The organism is Brevundimonas sp. UBA6550 (genome assembly GCF_002434505.1).
Taxonomy (GTDB): Bacteria; Pseudomonadota; Alphaproteobacteria; order Caulobacterales; family Caulobacteraceae; genus Brevundimonas.
Genome location: NZ_DJKE01000001.1, coordinates 133,941 through 156,336 on the forward strand (window position 1 = coordinate 133,941; position 22,396 = coordinate 156,336).

A 22,396-nucleotide genomic window follows, 5' to 3' on the forward strand; every position below is an offset into this window, starting at 1 on the left:
GCCTTCGGAAAGACGATCGGTCAACACGGGGGCGTCCAGAAGCGGCATGAACAAGCTGGCGATCCGGCCTGTCGAACAGGCTGAAATCGAGACTGTCGAGCGGGCTCAGGCGCCGTCCTGGTCCTGGCTGCCCGACGAGGCGCGCCTGGCCATGCCGGTGCAGTCCCTGGCCGCGCCCGACGCCGTGGCCGACCTGACGCCCGCGACCTCGCCGCGCACGGTGGCCCTGCGCCGCCTGGCGCTCTTGGCCGGCACCATCGTCCTGACGGGTCTGTCGGCCATCACCCCCTTCTATCTGTACGCCCGCAAGGGCTGGGACGGGACCGAGATCCTGGCCTTCAGCCTGTTCATGGTGCTGATCACCGCCATCTCCTGCTGGTTCGTCAGCGGCCTGATGGGGCTGTTCGTCATGCTGCGCGGCAAGGATCAGCAGGACCTGGCCTTCTCGCCCCATCCGCCGATGCCGCGCACGCGCACGGCCCTGCTGATGCCGCTGTATAACGAGGACGCCCGCGCCTCCTTCGCCCGACTAGCCATGATCGACCAGTCGCTGGCCCGCCTGGGCGCCGCCTCGGCCTTCGACATCTTCGTGCTCAGCGATTCGACCAAGGACGAGGCCGCCGCCGCCGAACGTTCGGTCTTCCAGGCCTTCCGCCTGACCGCCAACTCCAAGGCCTACTACCGCCGCCGCACCGACAACGCCGAGCGCAAGGCCGGCAATCTGGCCGAATGGGTCCGTCGTTTCGGCGGCGCCTATGAGAACATGATCGTGCTGGACGCCGACAGCACCATGGCCGGCGAGACCCTGCTGCGCATGGTCGACGCCATGGAGCGCAATCCGGGCGTGGGCCTGATCCAGACCGCCCCGGTCATCATCAAGGCCCGCACCATCTTCGCGCGCGTGTCCCAGTATTCGGTGCGCCTGTACGGCCGCGTCGCCGCCGCCGGTCTGGCCTACTGGACCGGCTCGGAATCCAGCTACTGGGGCCACAACGCCATCATCCGCACGCGCGCCTTCGCCGCCTGCTGCGGCCTGCCGCATCTGAAGGGCCGCAAGCCCTTCGGCGGGCACATCATGAGCCACGACGTGGTCGAGGCCGCCCTGATGCGCCGCGCCGGCTGGGCCGTCCACGTCACCGCCTCGCTGGACGGATCGTGGGAAGAGACCCCGCCCTCGATCACCGACTTCATCCGCCGCGACCACCGCTGGTTCCAGGGCAATCTGCAGCACCTGGGCCTGATCACCGCCAAGGGCCTGTCGCCGATGAGCCGGCTTCAGCTGCTGATGGGCTGCATGGCCTATCTGTCCTCGCCGCTGTGGCTGGCCTCGCTGATGACCGGCCTGTTCATCCAGATGTTCTATCCGGTCGACTGGTCCAGCTTCTTCTACATCCTGAACCCCCAGTTCACCCCCTTCATGCTGGCCTCCTTCCTGTCGGGCATTCTTTTGATCGGGCCCAAATTCATGGGCGCGGCCCTGGTGCTCAGCCGCCCGGCCGAGCTGCGCGCCTTCGGCGGGCGCCGCGCCATCGCCCGCGGCATGGCGGCCGAGATCGCCCTGTCCGCCATCCTGGCCCCCATCCTGATGGTCGCCAACACCAAGGCCTTCATCCAGATCGTCTCGGGTCACGACACCGGCTGGTCGACCCAGCAGCGCGAGGCCGACGGCCTGGCCTGGTCCGACGCCCTGCGCGCCATGCGCTGGCAGATGATCGCCGGCGTCGGCTTCATGGTTCCCCTGTGCGTGCGCCCCGACCTGGCCACCTGGTTCGCCCCGATCGTCCTGCCGCTGCTGCTGTCGGCCCCGATCACCGTCTGGACCTCGCGCGTCCGTTCGGGCGACGCCCTGGCCAGGAAGGGCTTCCTGGTCACCCCGGTTCAGGACGGCGTCAGCGTCTCGCCGGCCGTCCTGCACACGCCCCGTTCGCCGCTGCGCGCGGTCGCCGGCGGCGTCCTGGCCCCGGTCGCCGCCCCCGCCATGGTCCCGGCCCGCGCGCCGGAGCTGTAAAGCCGGCCAAACCGATGCACGGCGGCCACAGCGCCGCCACAACCGTTACGGTCAAGCTCGACGCGAAGGCGACTTCGCATCACCCTTGGCCCCTGACCTTTTCGGGGAGATGTGATTCCATGGCCCAGTCCAACGGTTCCGACGCCAAGCCCGACCTGCGGCTCGTCGCGGCCGAGGCCGAGATCTACGATCTGATGAAGGCGCCCGAGACCACCGCCGACCGGGTCAAGCGCCTGCAGCTCGAAGCCCACGCCCTGGCCCTGGAAGAGATCGAGGCGCTGGAGAAGCTGCTGCTGGACGCCGCCGCCAAGGCCAAGGCCATCGCCGAGGGCGGCGACGCCTATCCGGTCGGCGCGCGCGAGATCGCCTCGCGCCTGGCCTCCGACCTGCCCAACCGCGCCGAGACCATCAAGACCATCATCCACCGCGTCAGCTGATCGCGCGCAGGGAACGCCCGTCCGCCTCGTCCGCTTCCTGAAGGTCCCGTCCTTCAGGAGCCTTCGATGACCGACACCGCCCGCGCCGACGCCGTCGCCGACCACGAACGCGCCATCCAGCGCGACATCGACGCCAAGGACAAGACGTCCGGCGACGACACATCCTCCGGCGCGGTCCAGGCCGGCGCCCGCCCCTATCCCGAACCGCCCTTCCCCAAACAGCATCAGACCAAGCCCGGCGACGAGGCCGCGCTGGATCCCGCGCCCCTGTACGACGCCCCCTTCTGGAAGGGCTCGGGCAAGCTTGACGGCTTCGCCGCCCTGATCACCGGGGCCGATTCCGGCATCGGTCGCTCCGTCGCCGTCCTGTTCGCGCGCGAGGGCTGCGACGTGGTCATCTGCCATCTGGACGAGGACGCCGACGCCGAAACGACCAAGGCCGCCGTCGAGGCCGAAGGCCGTCGCGCCGTGGTGCTGAAGGGCGACGTCTCTGACCCCGCCTTCGCCGAAGCCGCCGTCAGGGCCACGCTGGACGCCTTCGGCCGCCTGGACGTCCTGGTCCCCAACGCCGCCTTCCAGGAACACGTCGGCGCCTTCGAGGACCTGACCTACGAGCATTTCGACCGCACGCTGAAGACCAACCTCTACGGCTATTTCAACATGACCAAGGCGGCGGTCCCGCACATGAAGACCGGCGGCGCCATCGTCATGACCGGCTCGGTCACCGGGCTTCAGGGCAACAAGGACTTGCTGGACTATTCCCTGACCAAGGGCGGCATTCACGCCTACGCCCGATCGTTGGGCACGCATCTGGCGCCGCGCGGCATCCGCGTGAACGTGGTCGCGCCGGGCCCGGTCTGGACCCCTCTGAACCCCGCCGACAAGGACGCCGAAGCCGTCTCCCAGTTCGGCGCCCAGACGGTGATGAAACGCCCGGCCCAGCCCGAGGAGATCGCCCCCGCCTACGTTTTCCTGGCCTCGCCCCAGATGTCCAGCTTCATCACCGGCGAGATCCTGCCGATCATCGGCGGCTATTCGGGCGGTTGAACCCGCCCACGCCTTCGTCATCCTCGCCCTCGTGGCGAGGATGACGGCTCAATGGATGGTCAGGCCAGCACGTCGTCGTAATCGGGATGGCGCTTGTGCCACGCGACCGCATAGCTGCACTGCGGAAACAGCTTCATCCCGCTCTCGCGCGCATGTTCGGCCAAGGCCTGCATGAACCGTCCCGCCGCGCCCGATCCGCGCAGCGCCTGATCGGCCTCGACGTGCAGGATCATCCGCGTGTCGCCGCGCACGGCGTAGTCGGCCCAGACCTGGCCCGCGCCGCCGTCGCTCTCGAAGTCCTGTTCGAAGCGGTTCTCGTCCGCCTTGTCGATCAGTCGGCCCTGTCCGTCGGTCATGTGTCGCTCCTGTTTCCGAAGCCTGAACCGCCGACCGGCCCGCTGTGTTCCCGCCGCGTCAGATCGGGCGGTTCTGCAACAGGTTGATCAGCCCCAGCACGCTCTTGACCGTGAACCAGACGCTGAGCAGGAACCAGATCAGCAGGAACAGCAGCAGGAACGGTATGCCGATCAGCACCACCGAGGCCACGGCGCTGACCGCGATCCCGACCCAGGCGGCGATGGTCCACCAGAACACCGACCAGAACAGCGCGATCTGCGCGTCGATATGCTGGCGCGCCACGCCCGTCGCCGTGCCCCGCGCGACGTAGGACACCGCCAGCCCGATCAGCACCAGCACATTGGCGCTGGGGATCGACAGGATGAACAGCGCCCAGGCGATCAGGGCGCCGACCTTGCCTTCCGGTTCGCGTCCGGCGATGAATTCGGGGGCGTCGGTCATGATGATCCTTGGTTCAGAACAGCCAGCTGCGGGGCTTGGGAACGGCCTGGCCGCTCTTCAGTTTCAGCACGCCATAGGCGCCGCGCGCCAGAATCCAGATCGCCACGGCGAACAGGACGATCACCCCGACATTGACCACCACCAGCACGGCGCCGACCACGGCCGCCGCGATCGCCCCAAGCACGGTGCGCTTCTGATACAGGGCGTGACTGCTTTCCAGCGCATCGGCCGCCGTATCGCGCCGCATCACCGCCAGCAGCGCCACCAGGCACGAGGCGCCCAGCGTCGGCACCGCCAGCAGGATCAGCATATAGACCGCATAAAGCCGCATCGGCGCGGCCGGACCGGGAACGCGCTCGGCCACCCGCTCGGACGCGCGCGGCGTCTCGGCGCGCATCCGGTCGCGCATGTCGGCATGGGGCGCGGCGTTCGGCTTCGGATGCGGGGCGAAGCGGGCCACGGGCTGCACCCCTTCGCTGCGGTCGAACGGTCCCGGCTCGCGCGCCAGGGGCGGATCGAACAGGTCCGGCTCGTCGTCGTGTTCCGGCGCCGCCGTCGGCTCTGGCGCACGCGCCCGCCCGGCCAGCGAGGCGGGCGAGACGAAACCGACATGGGCGTCGTGATCGGTCCCGTCTTGCGCTGCGGCAGGGGTCTTGGGATCGCCGGGCTCGGCCATGAACAACGCTTCTCTCACGCCGGACGCCCGGCTGGACTCAAGGCGCCGACAATGGCGGTCGGGCGGGCCGGACGCAACCGGGCTTGACGCCCCTCAGCGCCCCAGCACGATCTCGCAGCCGGGGGCGATCACGGCGGCCAGGGCGCCGGGCTTTTCGATCCGCACCGTCGCGCGCCGCACCCGCCCATCCTCCAGACAGGCCCGCGCCAGCCGTTCGGCGAAGGTCTCCACCAGCCCCACATGCCCCGCCTCGGCGATGGCGCGCGCCGCATTGGCCACGGTCTCGTAGTCGATGGTGTCGGCCAGCCGTTCGATGGGGCGCGGCTCCAGCTCCAGCGTCACATCGATCACCAGCCGCTGCAGCCGCCCGTGTTCGTGGTCATAGACCCCGATGCCCGCCTCGACCTCAAGCCCGCGCACGAAGACGCTCAACCGTTCGAAACGCAAAGGCTCGTCCGCCGGCGACGGCGAAACCTGCGACGACTGGACCACGCGGCCTACTCCTGGATGTCGGGGGTGCGCCAGGCCAGATGCTGGCCCCCGTCGACGGCGATCATCTGGCCCGTGACCAGCCGGGCGTCAATCAGCCACAGCACGGCCTCGGCCACCGCCTCCGGGCTGCCGGGCGTTTCCAGCAGGGTGGCGCGCGCCTCGGCGGCGAACTCCTCGGGCGTCTGGTGGATGGACGGCAGGGTCGGCCCCGGCCCCACCCCGTTGACGCGGATGCCCGGCGCCAGCGCCTGGGCCAGGGTCTGGGTCGCCCACCACAGGCCGTTGCGCGACAGGCTGTAGGAGAAGAAGCGCGGATCCGGCTTCAGCACCTTCTGGTCCAGCAGATTGACTATGGCCCCCTCGACCGCCTGCGCGGCGAACGCCTCGGCCAGCACGATGGGCGCGCGCAGATTGGTCTCGATATGCGTATCCCAGCTTTCGCGCGTCAGCCCCCCGATCCGGTCGTCCTGAAACACCGAGGCGTTGTTGACCAGCGCCGTCACCGGCCCCAGCGCCTCCACCGCCGCCGGGATCAGCGCCCGCACCCGCGCCTCGTCCATCAGGTCCGCCTGCAACAGGCACGCACGCCGCCCCAGGCCCGCGATCTCGTCGGCCAGGCCCCGCGCCTCGTCGCCCGAAGCATGATGATGGATCGCCACGTCGAACCCGGCCCGCGCCAGCCTCAGACAGACAGCCCGCCCGATCCGCCGCGCCCCGCCCGTGACCAGGGCGACGCCCCTTTCAGAGCGAGCAGCCCCCTCAGTCAACCCGACCGAACTCGAACACATTGAAGGCCGCGATGACGGCGATGAAGCCAAAGATAATGCCGAGCGCCAGCATGGAATGCTCCTGTTGTGGGTCTTGGCTTAGAGCGGGATGGGGCGGGGTTCAAGCGGGGACGGGGGTGAGGAAGTGCTCAGGCCCCGCATAATCCAATCTCGCTATCCAGGGAGGCGCGTAGCGCGACGCTGAGTATCATGCCAAGCTGATCATCAGAAGATTTCGGGGCGCCCATGACCATTCTACAGCTGAAGGCGCAACAGGACGCGCTCCAGAAGGCAGCAATGACGCGCGACCCTGTCCGTGCGTTGGCGGAGTTTGTCTGGAACGCCTTGGACGCTGACGCCTCGGAAGTCTACGTCGAGTTCGACCGCAACAGCCTTGGCGGCATTGAGGGCATCGCGGTCCGCGACAACGGCAGCGGGATCACGTCTGAACGGGCCAACATTGATTTCGACAATTGGGGCGGCTCTTGGAAACGAACGCGCGTCCGCACCGACGGCAACCGCGCTTTCCACGGTAAGGAAGGTCAGGGACGCCTACGGTTCTTTTCGTTGGCCGAACGCGCGCTTTGGACCAGCATCTATGCGGATGGGGACACACTTAAAAAGCTGACCATCAAGATCGCGGCGGGTGCGCTGGGCCACGCGGAGGTCGAGCCAGCCGACCTTCTACCCCAAGACAACCAGACCGGAACCGTCGTCCAGCTGCGCCCTCTGAAAAGCCCTCTCAACATTCTTGGCGGCGAAGAAGCGCGTAATGATTTCAGCGCAATTTTCGCTCCCTACATCCTGCAATATCCGACCATCGCCATCTTCTATGATGGAGCTCGCATCGACCCCAGTTCCACGATTTTGCAGGCTCAGGAGTTTCCTGCCCGCACAATCATCTGCCCGAACCGGACGGTCCGAGATCTTTCGATCAAAGTCATCGAGTGGAAGCAAAGCGCCGGCGCGCGGAAAATTCATTTCGGAGGCGAGACCGGCGTTGTCCTTGGGGCGCTGCCGGCCAACGTCACTGCTCCAGGGTACGAGTTTTCGGCCTACGCCTATGCACCCTTCTTCCAAGAGATCGCTGACGCCAATCTTCTGGAGTTTGACGGGCTGACTGATCCAGACTTCGGTCATGTCGTTGAGCACATCCGCGAAGAGCTTTCAGATTATTTTCGTGGACGGCAAGCCGAGAAGTCCGGCGAGCTGATCCAACAGCTCAAGGACGATGGCGTCTACCCCTACGAGGGCGACCCAAAGGATGAGGTCGAAAAGCGTGAGCGGCAGGTCCTCGACATCGCTATTCATGCCGTGACTTCGTATTCACGCGACTTCAAAAAGGCCGAGAACGGCCTCAAGAAGATGACGCTAGGACTCTTGCGAGAGGCACTTCGCCATAACCCCGAAGCAATCCACAATATCCTCCACCATGTTTTCAATTTACCCAAGAATCGGCAAGACGAGTTCTCCAATCTTCTTCAAAAGACTAATCTTGGAAATATTATTTCTGCTTCTACGCTAATCGCAGACAGGATCGTGGCCCTCCAAGTGCTTAAGGGCATAGTTTTCGATCCGACGCACCGCAATACCGTTAAAGAGCGGGGGGAGTTGGATGCCCTCGTCCAAGCTAACACCTGGATGTTCGGCGAAAACTTCCACATCACCTTGGCTGAGACCGGGCTTACGCGCATCATGGATCGTGTTTCCCAAGAGATCGGCACCAAGCGCGGCAAAAAGCGGGTCACAAAGGGCAACGGCAAAGTCGGTCGCGTCGACTCATTCCTGGGCCGAATCGTGCCCCATCCCAATCAGGCCCACAGAGAATTTTTACTGATCGAACTTAAGCGACCATCACTTACCATCGGCCGCAAAGAACTCGACCAGCTTGAAGACTATGTAAACGCGATTAAGGCTCAGCCGGAATACAATGACACCTCGAACACATGGACCTTTTACCTAGTCACAGGTGAGTATGACGACACGGTTAAGGGACGCATCACTCAGTCGGGACGTCCAGTAGGGTTGTTCATTGAACAGGGAGGCGTCACAGTTTGGGTGAAGACTTGGTCGCAGATCGTTCGCGACTGCGAAGCTCGCCTACACTTCATCGCCGACAAGCTCCAAGTTGAAGTGTCCGGCGAGGAAATCGAAAGCCGCATCGCGCAACTAAAGTCTTCGATTCTTAAAACCGCGAGCAAGGGTCAAGCCGACCCAGAGGGAATGCAAACATCTTAGTCAACATCTACTATGCTGCTAGTTCTCCAAAATTCTTCTTGGCCCTGCACCAGAATGATCGAACATCCCGCCAAGCACTGTAGTCGACGGCAGACACACCCATGACCTGGCGCATCCACGTCGAACCCTTCACCCGGCCGCTGTTCTTCGCCTGGTCGCGGCTGACGCGGGGCAAGACGTTGGGGGTGCGGGCGGTGGCGGTGGATGGGGACGGGCGGGTGCTGTTGGTGCGGCACACCTATCTGGCGGGCTGGTGGCTGCCGGGCGGCGGGGTGGATCGGGGCGAGACGACGCAGGCCGCCGTGGCGCGCGAACTGCGTGAGGAGACCGGGCTGATCGCGCGCGGGGCGCCGCGTCTGATCTCCCTGCATTCCAACGACCGCTTCTTTCCCGGCGACCATGTGGCGGTCTTTCGCATCGACGTCTTCGAGGCGGGTCCCGACGCGCCGCGCGACGGCGAGATCGCCGAGGTCGGCTGGTTCGATCCCGCCGCCCTGCCCGCCGACGTCAATCGCGGTTGTCGCGCCCGTCTGGCGGAGATTTTCGACGGCGCCCCGCTCGATCCCGACTGGTGAGACCCGTTGCCGTCTCCTCCCTATCGCCTAGCGATGGGGAGGTGGCGCGGCGCGCCTTCGCGCCGTGACGGAGGGGTTCTGCGACGCATCACAATCGCCTGTGGAGCTTCAAGAGCCCCTCCACCACGCTTCGCGCGGTCCCCCTCCCCACAGGTGTGGAGGAGACGTTGTGCGTCCGCATTTGACGCAAGCGCGTGCCAGCGTGCGGCCATGACCCAGGCCGTCCCCGTCTATCGCGTCCGCTCGCAACAGGTCTGGGACCTGGCGCGCGACGACTATCTGGCGGGCGAGCCGGCGCGCATCGTCTGCCGCCGCTATGACCTGGGCCTGTCGGCCTTTCGCATCCGCGCCCGCAAGGCGGGCTGGCGGCGCCAGGATCAGGACGACCCCGATCTCTACGATCCCGCCCTGGCGCTGGAGGCGGTCGAGGATGTCGCCTTTTCCGACATGGCGGCCTCGGCGCGCCGTCGTCTGCAGCTGGCCCTGATGGACGGCGAGGCGACCGAGGCCCAGCGCTGGCTGAAGATTTTCGAAACCCTGTCCGTCCTGGCGGCCGAGGCCGGCGATGTGCACCCATTGCACCCTGATTTCGCGCTCCCGCCGTCCGATCGGGACGATGCGGCCGTATCCCTCGTCGCCGCCTCCGACGTCGGGACCGAACCGGACGAAGCGCACCCATTGCACCCTGTTTCTTCGTCGGCCGACGCCGACGCCCCCCAGGCGCCCCTCAACAGGGCCGAGCGCCGCCGCCTGCGTCGCGCCCATCGCCGAACGCCGCCCTCCGCAAGCCATGAAAGCCGTGCTAGCCAGGGGCCATGAACCCGTCGCTGCTCGCCATCCTCGTCGTCGTCCTGGCCGGGGGCGCAACCGCGCTGCAGGCGCCGACCAACGCCCGGCTGGCCGGCGCCGTGGCCTCGCCGGTCAACGCCGCCTTCATCTCGTTCGCGGTGGGGACCACGGTGCTGGGGGTGCTGGCCGCCATCCTGCACACCCGGCCCGACATGACGGCGGTGCGCGCTCTGCCCTGGTACGCCTGGCTGGGCGGGTTTTACGGCGCCTGTTTCGTGGTCGCCGCCGCCTGGGGCGTGCCGCGCCTGGGCGTGGCCATGACCATCACCCTGATGGTCGGGGGCCAGCTGATGCTCAGCCTGGCGCTGGATCATTTCGGCGCCCTGGGCGTGCCGCGCCAGCCGCTGAACCTGGGCCGGATCGCCGGGGTGGGCCTGGTTCTGGCCGGCGTCCTTCTGGTCCGGCGCTCCTGACCCTATATCCCGCCCGATGACCGCGGAGCCCCCCGATTCGAAACTGACCGCCGCCGCCCTGATCGCCGACGAGGCGCGTCGCGCGCCGGACAAGCCGGGCGTCTATCGCATGTATGGCGAGGACGGGTCGTGCCTGTATGTCGGCAAGGCCCGCAGCCTGAAGAAGCGCATCGTCCAGTATGCGCAGGGGCGCTTCCACACCCAGCGCATCGGCCTGATGGTGGCCCAGACCCGGTCGATGGAGCTGGTGGTCACGGCGTCCGAGACCGAGGCCCTGCTGCTGGAATCCAACTTCATCAAGAAGCTGAAGCCGCGCTACAACGTGGTTCTGCGCGACGACAAGTCCTTCGCCGAACTGATGATCCGCAGCGACCATCGCGCCCCTCAGGTGAAGAAGCATCGCGGCGCCCACACCACGCCCGGCCATTACTTCGGCCCCTTCGCCTCGACCTGGGCGGTCAACCGCACGCTGAACACCCTGCAGAAGGCGTTTCTGCTGCGGTCCTGTTCCGACAGCGTCTACGAGACCCGCACCCGCCCCTGCATGCTGCATCAGATCAAGCGCTGCTCGGCGCCCTGCACCGGCCTGATCTCGCTGGAGGACTATGGCGAACTGGTCGACGAGGCCGAGGCCTTTCTGCGCGGCAAGTCGCGCGCCGTGATCGGCCGCCTGTCGGGCGAGATGCAGGCCGCGTCGGACGCTATGGACTTCGAACAAGCCGCCCGCGTGCGCGACCGCATCCGGGCGCTGTCGGCCATCACCATGGAGAACTCCGTCAGCGCCGACAGCGTGGCCGAAGGCGACGTCTTCGCCCTGCATTCCGATGGCGGCCAGGCCTGCGTCCAGGTCTTCTTCTACCGCGCGGGCCAGAACTGGGGCGGGCGCGCCTATTTCCCGCGCGTGGACAAGTCCGACACGGACCCGGAGATCCTGGCCGCCTTCCTGGGTCAGTTCTACGAGGACAAGCCCATCCCGCGCCTGATCCTGTCCAACGTCCGCCCGCACGAGCTGGAGTTGCTGGAGGAGGCCTTCTCGATGAAGGCGGACCGCAAGGTCGAGATCGCGCGGCCTCAGCGCGGCGAGAAGCTGGCCCTGATCGACCACGCCCTGACCAACGCCAAGGAGGCCCTGGGCCGCCGCCTGGCCGAAAGTTCGGCGCAGGGCAAAATCCTGGACGAGGTGTGCGAAGCCTTCGGACTGGAGAGCCGACCCGAACGGATCGAGATATACGACAACGCCCACATTCAGGGGACCAATGCCGTGGGCGGCATGGTCGTCGCCGGCCCGGAAGGCTTCCAGAAGTCGCAGTATCGTAAGTTCAACATCCGAGGCGAAGACCTGACGCCCGGCGACGACTACGGCATGATGCGCGAGGTCATGCGCCGCCGCTTCGCCCGCCTGGTCAAGGACGAGGAGGAAGGCGAGGACGTCGTCCGCCCCGACCTGCTGCTGATCGACGGCGGCGCGGGACAGTTGGCCGAGGTGCTGGCCGTCATGGCCGATCTAGGCGGTCTGGATGATATCGCCGTGGTCGGCGTGGCCAAGGGGCCGGATCGGGATGCGGGGATGGAGAAGTTCTTCATGCCGGGCAAGGCGCCCTTCATGCTGCCGCTGAAGTCGCCGGCCCTCTACTACCTTCAGCGTCTCCGCGACGAAGCCCACCGCTTCGCCAACGGCGCCCACGCCAAGCGCCGCTCGATGGACATCAAGAAAAACCCGCTGGACGAGATCGAAGGCGTCGGCCCCGGCCGCAAGAAGGCCCTGCTCCACGCCTTCGGCTCCGCCAAGGGCGTCAGCCGCGCCTCGGTAGTCGATCTGGTCAAGGTCGACGGCGTCAGCCAGCCCCTGGCCGAACGCATCCACGCCTTCTTCAGGAAGGCGTAAGGCGTGTCACCACTCCAGCAGCGTCAGACCGGGAATGTCGCGAAAATCGTCGCCGTTGCGCGTGACCAGCGTCGCGCCCGCCGTGATCGCCTGCGCCGCGATCATCCGATCCAGCACCTTGCGCCGCGAGAAGCCGCAGGCCTCGACGATGCCGCGATAGGCCTGGGCCTCGGCCGAGCCGAAGGGCAGCACAGGCACGGCGTCCAACAGGGCGTCCAGCCTCGCTCGCCGATCGCCTGTGCCGGCCTCCATCCGGCCGAGATCGGCCTCCAACTCGACCCGGCTGACGATGGACAGCAGCAGCGGCGGGCTCAAGGCGTCCACGCGCTCATCGATCACCGCATCGCCATCCCTCAGGTGAATGGCGACGTTCGCATCCAGCATATAGGCCACGTTTCAGAGGCCCGGACGCTCGGGAATCTCGACCTCGTGGCGAACGCCGATGCTGTCGGGCTTGGGCAGGCTGCGCAGCTTGGCCAGCATCTCCTTCACGGACTTCTGCTTGGGCGAGATGGTCACGACGTCGCCCTTGCGCTCGATCTCGACCTCGACGCCCGGCCCGAACGAGATTTCCTTGGGCAGACGCACCGCGTCGCTGTTTCCGCTTCGAAAGGTTCGACTGGTGACGGGCATGACGGCCTCCTTCGTATAGACAAGTATACACCATTTATCGCCGCCCCCCAAAACGCTACAGGCGCAGCATGAGCGACATCGAAGACGAACTGACCGCCGGCTATCGCCGCTTCCGCGCCGACCACTGGCCGACCGCCCGCGCCGAGTACGAGAGTCTGGCGACCAAGGGCCAGAAGCCGCACACCCTGATCGTCGCCTGTTCCGACAGCCGCGCCGATCCGGCCCTGATCTTCGACGCCAAGCCGGGCGAACTGTTCGTCGTCCGCAACGTCGCCAATCTGGTCCCGCCCTATGAGCCGGACGGCAAGCTGCACGGCGTGTCGGCGGCGTTGGAGTTCGGGGTCAAGGTGCTGGGCGTCAAGCGGATCGTGGTCATGGGCCACGCCCACTGCGGCGGGGTCAACGCCATGATCCACGGCGCGCCGGACATCGTCGCCGATTTCGTCGGCCCCTGGATCGCGCAAGGGACGCCCGTCGTCCAGCACGTGGCCGAGACCGTCGCCCCGGACCAGCTGGAACGCGCGGCCGAGGAGGCCATCGTGCGCCTGTCGATCCGAAACCTGCGCACCTTCCCCTGGATCGCCGAACGCGAGGCCAAGGGCGAGCTTCAGCTCAGCGGCCTTCACTTCGGCATCGCCGAGGGCGCCCTGACCGCCCTGACCGACAAGCCCCGGTTCGAACCGTTGGCTTGACTTGCAACATAGTAGTGAAATCACTACTATTGCATTCATGGAACGCACGATCACCGCAACCGAAGCCAATCGTGACTTTTCGCGCGTGTTTCGAGAAGTCGCGGCGGGCGAATCCTATGTCGTCACAGCGCGCGGCCAGCCGCTAGTCAGAATGACACCCGCGACGGATCGGGCCGACAGCCACGGAGATCGCGTGGCAGGGCGTCATGCTCTTGTCGATGCGCTAGCCGCCCTGCCCGCCGTCGGCGCAGGCCGCATCACGCGCGAAGACGGCTACGCTTGAAGCTGGCGCTAGACACCAATGTGCTGGGCTATGCGGCAGGCATCGGTGACGACGCGCCACGTCGCGCCCGAGCGATAGAGGTTCTTCGTCAGGTCGCGCACCACGACCTGATCCTGCCGACCCAGGTCGCGGGCGAGTTCTACAACATTCTGACCCGCAAAGGCCGCCATCCGCCCAAGGTCGCGCGTGAGATCGTGCGGAAATGGGTGGAGGACATCGGCCTGACCGCTCCGACGTCCGCGACCATGGAAGCCGCGCTCGAAGCAGCGGCTTTCTTCAATCTTCAAATATGGGACGCCTTGATCCTGACCATCGCCGCCGAAGCCGGGTGCGGCCTTCTGCTTTCCGAAGACATGCAGGACGGCTTCGTCTATCGAGGCGTGACCGTCGCCAATCCGTTCGCAGAGACGCCGCATCCCCTGCTGGCGTCCTTGCTGGAGACCCTGCCATGACCGCCCACCGCGCCAACCCCATTCCCAACATCCTGACCGGCGCGCGCCTGGCCGCCGGGGTGGTGATGTTCCTGATCCTGGCGGGCGCGACCAGCGGCTTCCCCCTGGCCGATCAGTGGATGAGCCCCGACGACCAGTTCGCCCTCTATCGCGTCGCCTTCTGGATCTTCGTCATCGCCGCCTCGACCGACTGGATCGACGGCTTCCTGGCCCGGCGCTGGAACGCCACCACCCGCTGGGGCGCCATCCTGGACCCTATCGCGGACAAGGTTCTGGTGACCGGCGCCATCCTGGGCGTGCTGACGTCCGGCTCCGTGCCGCAGATCATCATTCCCTGCGGCCTGATCCTGTTCCGCGAGTTCGCCGTCTCGGCCCTGCGCGAGACCATGGCCGGGCGGATCGAACTGCCCGTCACCCTGGCCGCCAAGTGGAAGACCACGCTGCAGCTGGTCGCCCTGGGCTGCCAGCTGTTCGCCCGCAACTGGGACGGCTTCGGCCTGTCGCTGGACTGGCTGGAGAATTTCCAGTTCTTCTCGGACGTGCTGATCTGGCTGGCCGCCATCATCACCCTGTGGACCGGCTGGCAGTATTTCCACGAAGCCCGCCGCCAGATGCGGGACCTTTAGGGCCGCAGCGTCAGGCCCGTCGGCGTGGCCTCGAAGGCCGACAGGCGACCCAGGTAGCTCATGCCCAGCAGGGAGTATTCCAGCCCCTGCTCGACCACCAGCGCCTCGACCCGATCCACGCGCGCCCCGGCGACCGAGACGGTGTTCAGCCGCACCGGCGCGGCGCGCACCATGCCAGACGCCGTCTGGATCCGGCCGGTGAAGCTCGCCGGTTCCGGGGCGACGCCCAGCCGCCCGGCATCGGCCCGCGTCAGGACCACGACGCTGGCGCCGGTATCGACCAGCACCCGCACCGCCCGTCCGTCGATCCGGGCCTGGGCCCAGTAGTGGCCGTCTTCGGCCTTGACCACCTGGGCGGCCGTTGCGACCGCGGCCGGCGCCGTGACAGGGACGGGGGCGGTCGCCGCCTGGGCCGCCCCGTCGCCCTCCAGATGCCGGATCGTCAGCGCCGTGGCGAAGGACGCCGTCAGGGCGACGCCGAACACGATGACGGACTGGAAGTCGATGCGGATCATGCCCCCTGTCTAGCGGGGCGATCTTTGGATGCCGTGAAACGACGTGGCTGACGAAAGCTTAAAACCCCAGGACCGATCAGGCCAGTTTCGCCGGATCGATCCGGTCCCGTCGCCCGGGCAGGTCGGCCATCACGGCGGCCCGCTCGTCGTCGCTAAGGCCCCGCCAGCCGGCGATCTCCTTCAGGGTGCGAAAGCATCCCAGGCACAGGCCGCTCTCCCCATCGACCGCGCACACCATGACGCAGGGGCTGGCGATGGCCTTGGGCGGACCGGGACGAGCGGGATTGGGCGTGGTCATTGTGACATCGGAACGAAAAACACTCCGACTCCTGACGAATAAATTTGCAAATTCACGAAAGTGTCTTATGTTGTCCGATGACGCGAAACGACTGACGGTGGAATCCCATTGGTACGACGTGTCTCTTTTCATCGTTCTGCGAAAGGAGACGCCAAGATGAACGATAAGGAGCGTAACCTCCAACACGCCATGATGTCCTTCGCCCTGTGGGGCGGGATGCTGGTCAACAGTCGGCATATGCCGTCGAACTCGGGCCGGGTGGTCAGCCATCCGTCCAACTTCGTACCCTATACGATCAAGAAACGCTGACGGCCTTTGCGGCCCAAGCCTGAAAAAGCCCCGGTCACGACCGGGGCTTTTGCAATTGCGGCCTTGCCTAACCCTGCGGCGCCGGTCGATGACGGGCGCGAACATCGGAGACGACGCATGGGCCTGATCGCCGAAGAGAGACGGGGCGCGATCCTGATCTGGACGCTGGACCGCGAGGCGCGGCTGAACGCCCTGCCCGATCTGGGCGACGGGGACGAGGTGGCGGCGGCGTGCGAGCGGGTCAACGCCGATCCGTCCGTCCGCTGCGTGGTGCTGACCGGCGCCGGGCGCGCCTTCTCGGCCGGCGGCGACCTGACGGCCATGCGCGACCGGCGCGACCTGTTCGAGGGATCGGGCGCGGCGATCCGCGAACGCTATCGCCGCGTCGTGCACCGGATCGTGCGGTCGCTGTACGGGCTGGAGGTTCCGTTGATCGCCGCCGTCAACGGGGCGGCCATGGGGCTGGGCTGCGACATCGCGGGTCTGGGCGATATCCGCATCGCCTCGGACCGCGCCAGCTTCGGCGTGCCGTTCCTGAAGCTGGGCATCATCCCCGGCGACGGGGGATCGTGGCTGCTGCCGCGCAACATCGGCTACGCCCGCGCCGCCGAGCTGCTGTTCACCGCCCGGTCCATTGACGCCGCGACTGCGGCCGAATGGGGCCTAGTCAACCGGGTCGTCGCGCACGACAGCCTGATGGACGAGGCCCTGACCACCGCCGCCCAGGTCGCGGCCCAGCCGCCCCAGGCCCTGCGCATGGCCAAGACCCTGCTGCGCCAGGGCCGGGACACGACCTTCGATCAGATGCTGGAGATGTCGGCGGCCATGCAGGCCCTGGCCCACCTGACCGACGACCATCAGGAAGGCGTCGGCGCCGTGCTGGAAAAGCGACCGGGCGATTTCACAGGAAACTGAACGGGACCGCTGATCGCCCCCAAACGAAAAAGGGGCGCCGCAGCGCCCCCTTCCCCCGATCGATCGGCAGAGCCGCCTACTTCTGGCCCGCCGGGCGCATGGCGGCGGACGGGCCGACGCCGGCCTGGACCGGACGGGCGACGCCTGCCTTCTGACCAGGCTTCATGAACTTCACCAGAACGCGCTGGCCGATCAGGAAGGGCGTGTTGTCGGCCGAGACCACCACCTCGACCACCCGCTCGTCTGTGCGGGCCGAGGGGTCTTCGGACTGCAGCTGACGGGCGCCGAACACGGCGGCGCGGCGCAGCACGCGGCCCACGGTGATCTTGGTGGGATCGCCCTCCGGGGTCAGTTCGACCTCCTGACCGACCGTGACATTGGGGATGTCGGCCTCGACGATTTCGGCGCGGACGATGCGGTCGGTGTCCGGCTCCAGATCGAACATGGCCGTCACGTTCAGGGTCGATGCGCCGGCGCCGGGCTGGGCGTAGCGACGGGCGATCCGACCGTCCATCGGCGCGCGGATGACGGTCAGTTCCTGGTTGTAGCGGGCCTCGGCCAGACGCGACTGGGCCGTCTGGATGGCGGCGTCCTGAGAGGCGATGCGCGCCTCGGCCTGGGCGATCTGATCGCGCGCCTGGTCCAGCCGCTGGGCCGCGACATTGTTGGTGGCCGACAGTTTCGACAGGCGGTCGTATTCGCGCCGGGCCGTGGTCAGTTCGACCCGCGACATCCCCAGCTGGGCGCGCGCCTCGGTGACGGCGGCGGCGGCGCTCTGGGCGGCCAGGCGCGTCTCGTCGTCTTCCTGGCGGGCCAGGATCTGGCCGGCGACGACGCGGTCGCCCTCGTTGACCAGCACCTCGCGCACCACGCCGCCGCGACGGGCGGCGACCTTGATCACCCCGCCCTCGACGTCGGCCTTGCCGTTGGCGATGGCGGCGTAGGGGCTGTCGATCTTCTGGGACGCCTCCTTCTCCTGCTGCGCCTTCTTGGCGGCCCCGGCCTTGGAGAAGGCCATGAAGCCCCCGACCAGCAGCACGATCAGGACCAGTCCGATCCAGAGCCATTTGTTCTTTAGGAAGGCGGGCATGACGGCAGGGTCCGTTCGAGAGAGGGCTTAGTGGGACGCCAGCTGGGCGTCGGGATTGGGGATGCGGCGCTGATCGTCCAGGATCTTGCCGTCCTCGATGTGAATGACGCGATCGGCCCAGGCCTCCAGGCGCGGGTCGTGGGTCACGCAGATGACGGCGGCGCCGTGTTCGGTGGCGGCGCGACGCAACAGACGGATCACGACCTGGCCGTTCTCCCCGTCCAGGGCCGAGGTCGGTTCGTCGGCGAACAGGATCTGCGGGTTCTTGGCCAGGGCGCGGGCGATGGCGACGCGCTGCTTCTCGCCGCCCGACAGGGCGCTGGGCCGCTGGTTCAGGCGATGGCCCAGCCCGACTTCCTCAAGGGCGGTGGTGGCCCGCGCCTTGGCCTCGGACTTGGACAGGCCCTGGTATTTCAGCACCGTCATCACCTGCTGCAGCGCCGTCAGCGATGGGAACAGGTTGAAGCCCTGGAAGATGAAGCCGCAGTGGTCCAGCCGGAACTTGTCGATCCGACCCGAGCCGTATTTCCACAGGTCGTCGACGTCCAGGATGTCGACCCGGCCCTCCTCGGGCTTCAGCAGGCCCGACAGATTGGCGATCAGGGTCGACTTGCCCGAGCCGGACGGCCCCATGACCATGGTCAGGTCGCCGTGGCGGGCGTCGAAGTCCACGCCCTTCAACACCTCGACCCAGCTGCGGCCGGTCTTGAACCGCTTGACCAGCCCCTTGGCCTCGATGGCGAAATCGCCGTGCTTGCCGTGCGTCGTGGTATGAGAGGTCATCGCAGCAGATCCGCAGGCTGGCTCTTCTTCAGGACGCCCAGCGACAGGAAACCGGAGCCCAGGGCGATCAGCACCAGCATGGCCGAAACCATCAGCACCATCGTCGGGGGGAAGGCCATGGTCAGGCCCGTGCCGGCCGCCAGCAGGCTGACCAGCCACGTCAGGACATAGGCCGCCAGCACGCCGGCGATGCCGACCCAGAAGCTGAGCTCCAGCACGATCCGGCGCAGCGACCCCATCGACACGCCCAGCGCCCGCAGCGAGGCGAACTCCTTGATGTTGGCCATGATGGCGCCGCGCAGCGTCTGCCAGGTGATGGCCACGCCGATCAGGATGCCCAGGAACAGCGAGAAGCCCAGCATGATGGCGATGAAGCTCTCCTTCATCATCGCGCCTTCGTTGGCCTTGGCCAGGTCCTGACGGGTCCAGGCCTTGAACTGGCCGTTGGCGATGGCGTTCAACTGGGCCACGACGATGGTCGCGCGGGCGGGGTTCTTGATCTGAACCATCAGCGGCCCGACCCGCTCGCCGGTGTTGGCCTCGCCCAGCATCCGCAGGGTGTCGCGCGACATGACCACCGTGGCCTGCATCATGTTGGGATAGCCCTGGGTGACGGCGGCGACCCTCACGGTCTTGCCGTTATAGGACGCCTGATCGCCCAGCTTGACGCCTAGACGCCCCAGGGCGGTTTGGTCGATCGCCACGGCGTAGGGCTGGCGCAGCGCCTCGACCAGGTCGTCGGAATAGTCGGTCGGCACCGTCACGGCGCCCGGCACGGCGTCGATGGTGGTGACGTTGACGAACTCCATCTTCTTGGCGCCCTGGGAATCCTTGCCCTGGGCGTCCTGATCCTTGACGATGTTCTGCCAGCGACCGCCCGAACCATCCAGGTCGGCGACGGCGACCACCTCCGGGTGCTGATAGACCACCGGCATGATGCGGCGCGGCACGCCCGACGGGCCGCCGTTGAACAGGGCCGTGGCGCCGGGGCTGAGGATCATGATGTCGGCGCGCGCACGGTCGATCTGGGCCGTGAACGCCTTGCCGATGCCCATGAACATACCGACCTGGGCCAGGACCAGCAGGCCCGAGAAGGCCAGCGCCACGATGGCGGCCATGTAGCGGCGCCATTCGTAAAGCAGCGTTGAAAGTGCAAGCGACATGAACCGGCGGTTCCCCCGAACTGGGTGCTATCTGACCGCGAGCCATCGCACCGCCAAGTTAAATCGCAGTAAGGCTTGGGTCGTGTTCGGGCCGGCCTGATCGGTTGCGCCGTATTGAACAGGAGACTAAGGCCCGTGCAGCCCTTGGCGCCGGCCTATTGTCGGCGCTAGTTACAACATAACAGATGGGACAGGCCGTCCCACGCTTCGGGAAACACGCCGCCATGTCCTTGCCCTCGCTTCGTCTCACCGCCTCGCTGGCCGCCCTGGGCGCCGCGACCGCCGTCCTGTCGGCGCCCGCCTCCCCCGCCAAGGCCGACGAGGGGATGTGGACCTTCGACAACTTCCCCATCGCCACGGTGAACCAAAAGTACGGCACCAACATCGACCAGGCCTGGCTGGACCGGGTTCGCAACGCCGCCGTCCGCCTGCAGGGCTGCTCGGCCTCGCTGGTGTCGGGCGAAGGTCTGGTGCTGACCAACCACCACTGCGTCGTCTCGTGCGTGCAGGACCTGTCCACGGCCCAGAACGACTACGTCAAGAACGGCTGGATGCCCGGCTCCCGCGAGGAAGAGAAGAAATGCCCCGGTCAGACGGCCGAAATCCTGACCGACATCACCGACGTCACCGACCGCGTCGTGGGCGCCGGCGCCGGGCTTGAGGGCGCCGCCTTCGTCCAGGCCCGCGCGGCCGAGATCGACAAGATCCAGAAGGAGGTCTGCGGCGACGACCAGAAGCTGACCTGCCAGGTCATCAGCTTCTATCGCGGCGGCCAGTACAAGCTGTACAAGTTCCGCAAATACGACGACGTGCGCCTGGTCTTCGCGCCCGAGTTCCAGGCGGCCTTCTTCGGCGGCGACCCGGACAACTTCAACTTCCCCCGCTACGCCCTCGACGCCGGTTTCCTGCGCATCTACGAGGACGGCAAGCCGGTCGCCACGCCGAACCACCTGACCTGGAACGCCAATGCGCCCAAGGACGGCGACGTCACCTTCGTCGCGGGCAACCCCGGCTCGACCCAGCGCCTGCTGACGGTGGCCCAGTTGGAGGCGCTGCGCGATCAGCAGATGCCGCTGACCCTGATCCAGTCGTCCGAACTGCGCGGCCGCCTGCTGGAATATTCGACCACCGGCGAAGAGGCCAAGCGCGTCACCGTCGATCCGCTGTTCGGCCTGGAGAACAGCTTCAAGGTCTTCTACGGCCAGCAGGGCGCCCTGACCGATCCGGCCTTCATGGCCACCAAGCGCAATGAAGAGCAGGAACTGCGCCAGCGCGTCGCCGCCGACCCGGCCCTGGCCCAGCGCATCGGCGATCCCTGGGCCGATCTGGAGCGCGTCTCGACCGCCCAGCGCGACCTGTATCTGCCCTATCGCCAGCTGGAATCGGCGGCGGGCCAGCGGTCGCAGCTGTACAGCTACGCCAAGGCCATCGTTCGCGCCTCCAAGGAGCGGGCCAAGCCGGTGGCCGAGCGCCGCGCCGGCTATTCGGACGCCGACATCGCCTCGCTGGGCCGCCGTCTGGCGACCGAGACGCCGATCTCGACCGACCTGGAGAAGATCTTCCTGGACTTCTGGCTGTCCAAGACCCGCGAGTATCTGACCGTCGACAACGCCAACGTTAAGGCGCTGCTGGGCAAGGAAAGTCCCGAACAGGTGGCCCAGCGCCTGATCGACGGCACGCGCCTGGCCGATCCCGCCTTCCGAGCCCAGGCCCTGGCCATGACGCCGGAGCAGCTGGCCGCCTCGGGCGATCCGCTGATCGCCTTCGTCCTGGCCAATGACGACGCGGCCCAGGCCGTGCGCACCCAGTGGGAATCGGCGGTGTCCGGCCCGACCAGCCGCGCGGGCGAAAAGATCGCCCAGGCCCGGTTCGCGGTTTACGGCACCAACCTGTATCCCGACGCGACCTTCTCCCTGCGCCTGTCCTACGGCCAGGTGAAGGGCTGGACCTATCGCGGCGTGACGGTGGAGCCCTTCACCCACATCGGCGGCCTCTACGAGCGCAACACCGGCGCCGAGCCGTTCAATGCGGCGACCGACTGGCTGGCGGCCGAGAACAAGGTGAACAAGGCGACCGTCTATGACTTCGTCTCGACCAACGACATCATCGGCGGCAACTCGGGCTCGCCGGTGATCAACGCCAAGGGCGAAGTCATCGGCGCCGCCTTCGACGGCAACATCCACTCGCTGGGCGGCAGCTTCGGTTACGACCCCGAGCTGAACCGCACGGTGACGGTCTCGACCGCCGCCATCACCGAGGCCCTGCGCAACGTCTACAACCAGCCGCGCCTGCTGCGCGAACTGGGCGTGCGTCGCTAAGAAGAAAATCCTTCTCCCTTCGGGGGAGAAGGTGGCTCGCGCAAGCGAGACGGATGAGGGGGCTGGTTGACCCAGGCCCCCTTTTTCCATTTTGAATGCGGACAGAGCCCCCTCATCCGAGCCCTTCGGGCCCA

The 22,396-nt window shown here is 67.1% G+C and carries 27 protein-coding genes; 15 read left to right on the plus strand and 12 right to left on the minus strand.

The window, feature by feature from the left end; translation table 11 throughout:
• The first annotated feature begins 46 nt into the window (after positions 1 to 46).
• The 3 genes from mdoH to B3Z70_RS00600 all read left to right on the plus strand — a co-directional run bounded on the left by mdoH (position 47) and on the right by B3Z70_RS00600 (position 3,492).
• Complete coding sequence (gene mdoH / locus B3Z70_RS00590; RefSeq protein WP_292044419.1) at positions 47 to 2,008, plus strand: glucans biosynthesis glucosyltransferase MdoH; 1,962 nt, start codon at positions 47 to 49, stop codon at positions 2,006 to 2,008.
• 119 nt (positions 2,009 to 2,127) lie between these two features.
• Positions 2,128 to 2,445: a hypothetical protein gene (locus B3Z70_RS00595; protein WP_292044420.1), complete on the plus strand. Its 318-nt coding sequence runs from the start codon at positions 2,128 to 2,130 to the stop codon at positions 2,443 to 2,445.
• A gap of 66 nt (positions 2,446 to 2,511) precedes the next feature.
• The gene (locus B3Z70_RS00600) at positions 2,512 to 3,492 is read left to right on the plus strand and encodes an SDR family oxidoreductase (RefSeq protein ID WP_292021777.1); all 981 of its coding nucleotides are present in this window, start codon (positions 2,512 to 2,514) and stop codon (positions 3,490 to 3,492) included.
• Between the two features lie 59 nt (positions 3,493 to 3,551).
• Here the strand turns inward: B3Z70_RS00600 and B3Z70_RS00605 are convergent, their stop codons facing one another.
• From B3Z70_RS00605 to B3Z70_RS00625, 5 genes are all read right to left on the minus strand, one after another.
• The gene (locus tag B3Z70_RS00605) at positions 3,552 to 3,848 is read right to left on the minus strand and encodes a GNAT family N-acetyltransferase (protein WP_292021775.1); all 297 of its coding nucleotides are present in this window, start codon (positions 3,846 to 3,848) and stop codon (positions 3,552 to 3,554) included.
• Positions 3,849 to 3,906: 58 nt separating this feature from the next.
• Positions 3,907 to 4,290, minus strand: a complete 384-nt coding sequence (locus B3Z70_RS00610; protein WP_292021773.1) for a hypothetical protein — start codon at positions 4,288 to 4,290, stop codon at positions 3,907 to 3,909.
• A 13-nt stretch (positions 4,291 to 4,303) separates the two neighbouring features.
• Positions 4,304 to 4,966, minus strand: coding sequence for a hypothetical protein (locus B3Z70_RS00615; RefSeq protein WP_292044422.1), 663 nt, complete (start codon positions 4,964 to 4,966; stop codon positions 4,304 to 4,306).
• A 93-nt stretch (positions 4,967 to 5,059) separates the two neighbouring features.
• Complete coding sequence (folB, locus tag B3Z70_RS00620; protein WP_292021769.1) at positions 5,060 to 5,458, minus strand: dihydroneopterin aldolase; 399 nt, start codon at positions 5,456 to 5,458, stop codon at positions 5,060 to 5,062.
• Positions 5,459 to 5,463: 5 nt separating this feature from the next.
• The gene (locus tag B3Z70_RS00625; RefSeq protein WP_292021767.1) at positions 5,464 to 6,225 is read right to left on the minus strand and encodes an SDR family oxidoreductase; all 762 of its coding nucleotides are present in this window, start codon (positions 6,223 to 6,225) and stop codon (positions 5,464 to 5,466) included.
• A gap of 246 nt (positions 6,226 to 6,471) precedes the next feature.
• Between B3Z70_RS00625 and B3Z70_RS00630 the strand changes: the two genes are divergently transcribed.
• The 5 genes from B3Z70_RS00630 (at position 6,472) to uvrC (ending at position 12,185) form a co-directional block, all read left to right on the plus strand.
• Positions 6,472 to 8,463 carry an ATP-binding protein gene (locus tag B3Z70_RS00630; protein ID WP_292021765.1) on the plus strand — a complete coding sequence of 664 codons (1,992 nt, stop codon included), beginning with the start codon at positions 6,472 to 6,474 and terminating at the stop codon, positions 8,461 to 8,463.
• A gap of 101 nt (positions 8,464 to 8,564) precedes the next feature.
• Positions 8,565 to 9,038 carry an NUDIX domain-containing protein gene (locus B3Z70_RS00635; RefSeq protein ID WP_292021763.1) on the plus strand — a complete coding sequence of 158 codons (474 nt, stop codon included), beginning with the start codon at positions 8,565 to 8,567 and terminating at the stop codon, positions 9,036 to 9,038.
• A 210-nt stretch (positions 9,039 to 9,248) separates the two neighbouring features.
• On the plus strand, positions 9,249 to 9,857 hold the full coding sequence (locus tag B3Z70_RS00640) for a hypothetical protein (protein WP_292021760.1): 609 nt from the start codon (positions 9,249 to 9,251) through the stop codon (positions 9,855 to 9,857).
• Entirely contained in the window at positions 9,854 to 10,300 is a 447-nt protein-coding gene (locus B3Z70_RS00645) for a DMT family transporter (protein ID WP_292021758.1), read from the plus strand. The genes B3Z70_RS00640 and B3Z70_RS00645 overlap by 4 nt, the downstream gene beginning before the upstream one ends.
• Before the next feature lie 16 nt (positions 10,301 to 10,316).
• Positions 10,317 to 12,185: an excinuclease ABC subunit UvrC gene (gene uvrC, locus B3Z70_RS00650; RefSeq protein WP_292044423.1), complete on the plus strand. Its 1,869-nt coding sequence runs from the start codon at positions 10,317 to 10,319 to the stop codon at positions 12,183 to 12,185.
• 6 nt (positions 12,186 to 12,191) lie between these two features.
• Here the strand turns inward: uvrC and B3Z70_RS00655 are convergent, their stop codons facing one another.
• Positions 12,192 to 12,569: a PIN domain-containing protein gene (locus B3Z70_RS00655; RefSeq protein ID WP_292021753.1), complete on the minus strand. Its 378-nt coding sequence runs from the start codon at positions 12,567 to 12,569 to the stop codon at positions 12,192 to 12,194.
• A gap of 12 nt (positions 12,570 to 12,581) precedes the next feature.
• Positions 12,582 to 12,818 (minus strand): antitoxin, encoded by a 237-nt coding sequence (locus B3Z70_RS00660; protein ID WP_045811950.1) that lies wholly within the window; start codon positions 12,816 to 12,818, stop codon positions 12,582 to 12,584.
• A 68-nt stretch (positions 12,819 to 12,886) separates the two neighbouring features.
• Here B3Z70_RS00660 and B3Z70_RS00665 point away from each other — a divergent pair, with 68 nt between their 5' ends.
• From B3Z70_RS00665 to pgsA, 4 genes are read left to right on the plus strand one after another with little or no spacing between them, the layout of a single operon-like run.
• Entirely contained in the window at positions 12,887 to 13,510 is a 624-nt protein-coding gene (locus B3Z70_RS00665) for a carbonic anhydrase (RefSeq protein ID WP_292021751.1), read from the plus strand.
• A 37-nt stretch (positions 13,511 to 13,547) separates the two neighbouring features.
• Positions 13,548 to 13,793, plus strand: a complete 246-nt coding sequence (locus tag B3Z70_RS00670) for a type II toxin-antitoxin system Phd/YefM family antitoxin (RefSeq protein ID WP_292044424.1) — start codon at positions 13,548 to 13,550, stop codon at positions 13,791 to 13,793.
• A complete protein-coding gene (locus tag B3Z70_RS00675; RefSeq protein ID WP_292021749.1) occupies positions 13,790 to 14,245 on the plus strand; it encodes a PIN domain-containing protein in 456 nt (151 codons plus the stop codon). Before B3Z70_RS00670 ends, B3Z70_RS00675 begins: the two co-directional genes overlap by 4 nt.
• Entirely contained in the window at positions 14,242 to 14,871 is a 630-nt protein-coding gene (gene pgsA, locus B3Z70_RS00680; RefSeq protein ID WP_292021747.1) for a CDP-diacylglycerol--glycerol-3-phosphate 3-phosphatidyltransferase, read from the plus strand. Before B3Z70_RS00675 ends, pgsA begins: the two co-directional genes overlap by 4 nt.
• Here pgsA and B3Z70_RS00685 read toward each other — a convergent pair.
• Together B3Z70_RS00685 and B3Z70_RS00690 are read right to left on the minus strand one after the other, a co-directional pair.
• On the minus strand, positions 14,868 to 15,386 hold the full coding sequence (locus B3Z70_RS00685; RefSeq protein ID WP_292021745.1) for a retropepsin-like aspartic protease family protein: 519 nt from the start codon (positions 15,384 to 15,386) through the stop codon (positions 14,868 to 14,870). The genes pgsA and B3Z70_RS00685 overlap by 4 nt on opposite strands.
• Before the next feature lie 76 nt (positions 15,387 to 15,462).
• The gene (locus B3Z70_RS00690) at positions 15,463 to 15,684 is read right to left on the minus strand and encodes a DUF1289 domain-containing protein (RefSeq protein WP_292021743.1); all 222 of its coding nucleotides are present in this window, start codon (positions 15,682 to 15,684) and stop codon (positions 15,463 to 15,465) included.
• 156 nt (positions 15,685 to 15,840) lie between these two features.
• Between B3Z70_RS00690 and B3Z70_RS00695 the strand changes: the two genes are divergently transcribed.
• Positions 15,841 to 15,993 (plus strand): hypothetical protein, encoded by a 153-nt coding sequence (locus B3Z70_RS00695; RefSeq protein ID WP_017505113.1) that lies wholly within the window; start codon positions 15,841 to 15,843, stop codon positions 15,991 to 15,993.
• Positions 15,994 to 16,110: 117 nt separating this feature from the next.
• Positions 16,111 to 16,908 carry a crotonase/enoyl-CoA hydratase family protein gene (locus tag B3Z70_RS00700; RefSeq protein WP_292021740.1) on the plus strand — a complete coding sequence of 266 codons (798 nt, stop codon included), beginning with the start codon at positions 16,111 to 16,113 and terminating at the stop codon, positions 16,906 to 16,908.
• A gap of 76 nt (positions 16,909 to 16,984) precedes the next feature.
• Here B3Z70_RS00700 and B3Z70_RS00705 read toward each other — a convergent pair whose 3' ends face one another.
• Genes B3Z70_RS00705 through B3Z70_RS00715 form a run of 3 tightly spaced genes read right to left on the minus strand, consistent with a single transcriptional unit; the run spans position 16,985 to position 19,944 of the window.
• Complete coding sequence (locus B3Z70_RS00705) at positions 16,985 to 17,998, minus strand: HlyD family secretion protein (protein WP_292021737.1); 1,014 nt, start codon at positions 17,996 to 17,998, stop codon at positions 16,985 to 16,987.
• A 27-nt stretch (positions 17,999 to 18,025) separates the two neighbouring features.
• Positions 18,026 to 18,781: an ABC transporter ATP-binding protein gene (locus B3Z70_RS00710; protein ID WP_292021735.1), complete on the minus strand. Its 756-nt coding sequence runs from the start codon at positions 18,779 to 18,781 to the stop codon at positions 18,026 to 18,028.
• Positions 18,778 to 19,944, minus strand: coding sequence for an ABC transporter permease (locus tag B3Z70_RS00715; RefSeq protein ID WP_292021733.1), 1,167 nt, complete (start codon positions 19,942 to 19,944; stop codon positions 18,778 to 18,780). Before B3Z70_RS00715 ends, B3Z70_RS00710 begins: the two co-directional genes overlap by 4 nt.
• Before the next feature lie 224 nt (positions 19,945 to 20,168).
• On the opposite strand from B3Z70_RS00715, the gene B3Z70_RS00720 reads away from it, so the two are divergent.
• The gene (locus tag B3Z70_RS00720) at positions 20,169 to 22,262 is read left to right on the plus strand and encodes a S46 family peptidase (protein WP_292021731.1); all 2,094 of its coding nucleotides are present in this window, start codon (positions 20,169 to 20,171) and stop codon (positions 22,260 to 22,262) included.
• Positions 22,263 to 22,396: the final 134 nt, after the last annotated feature.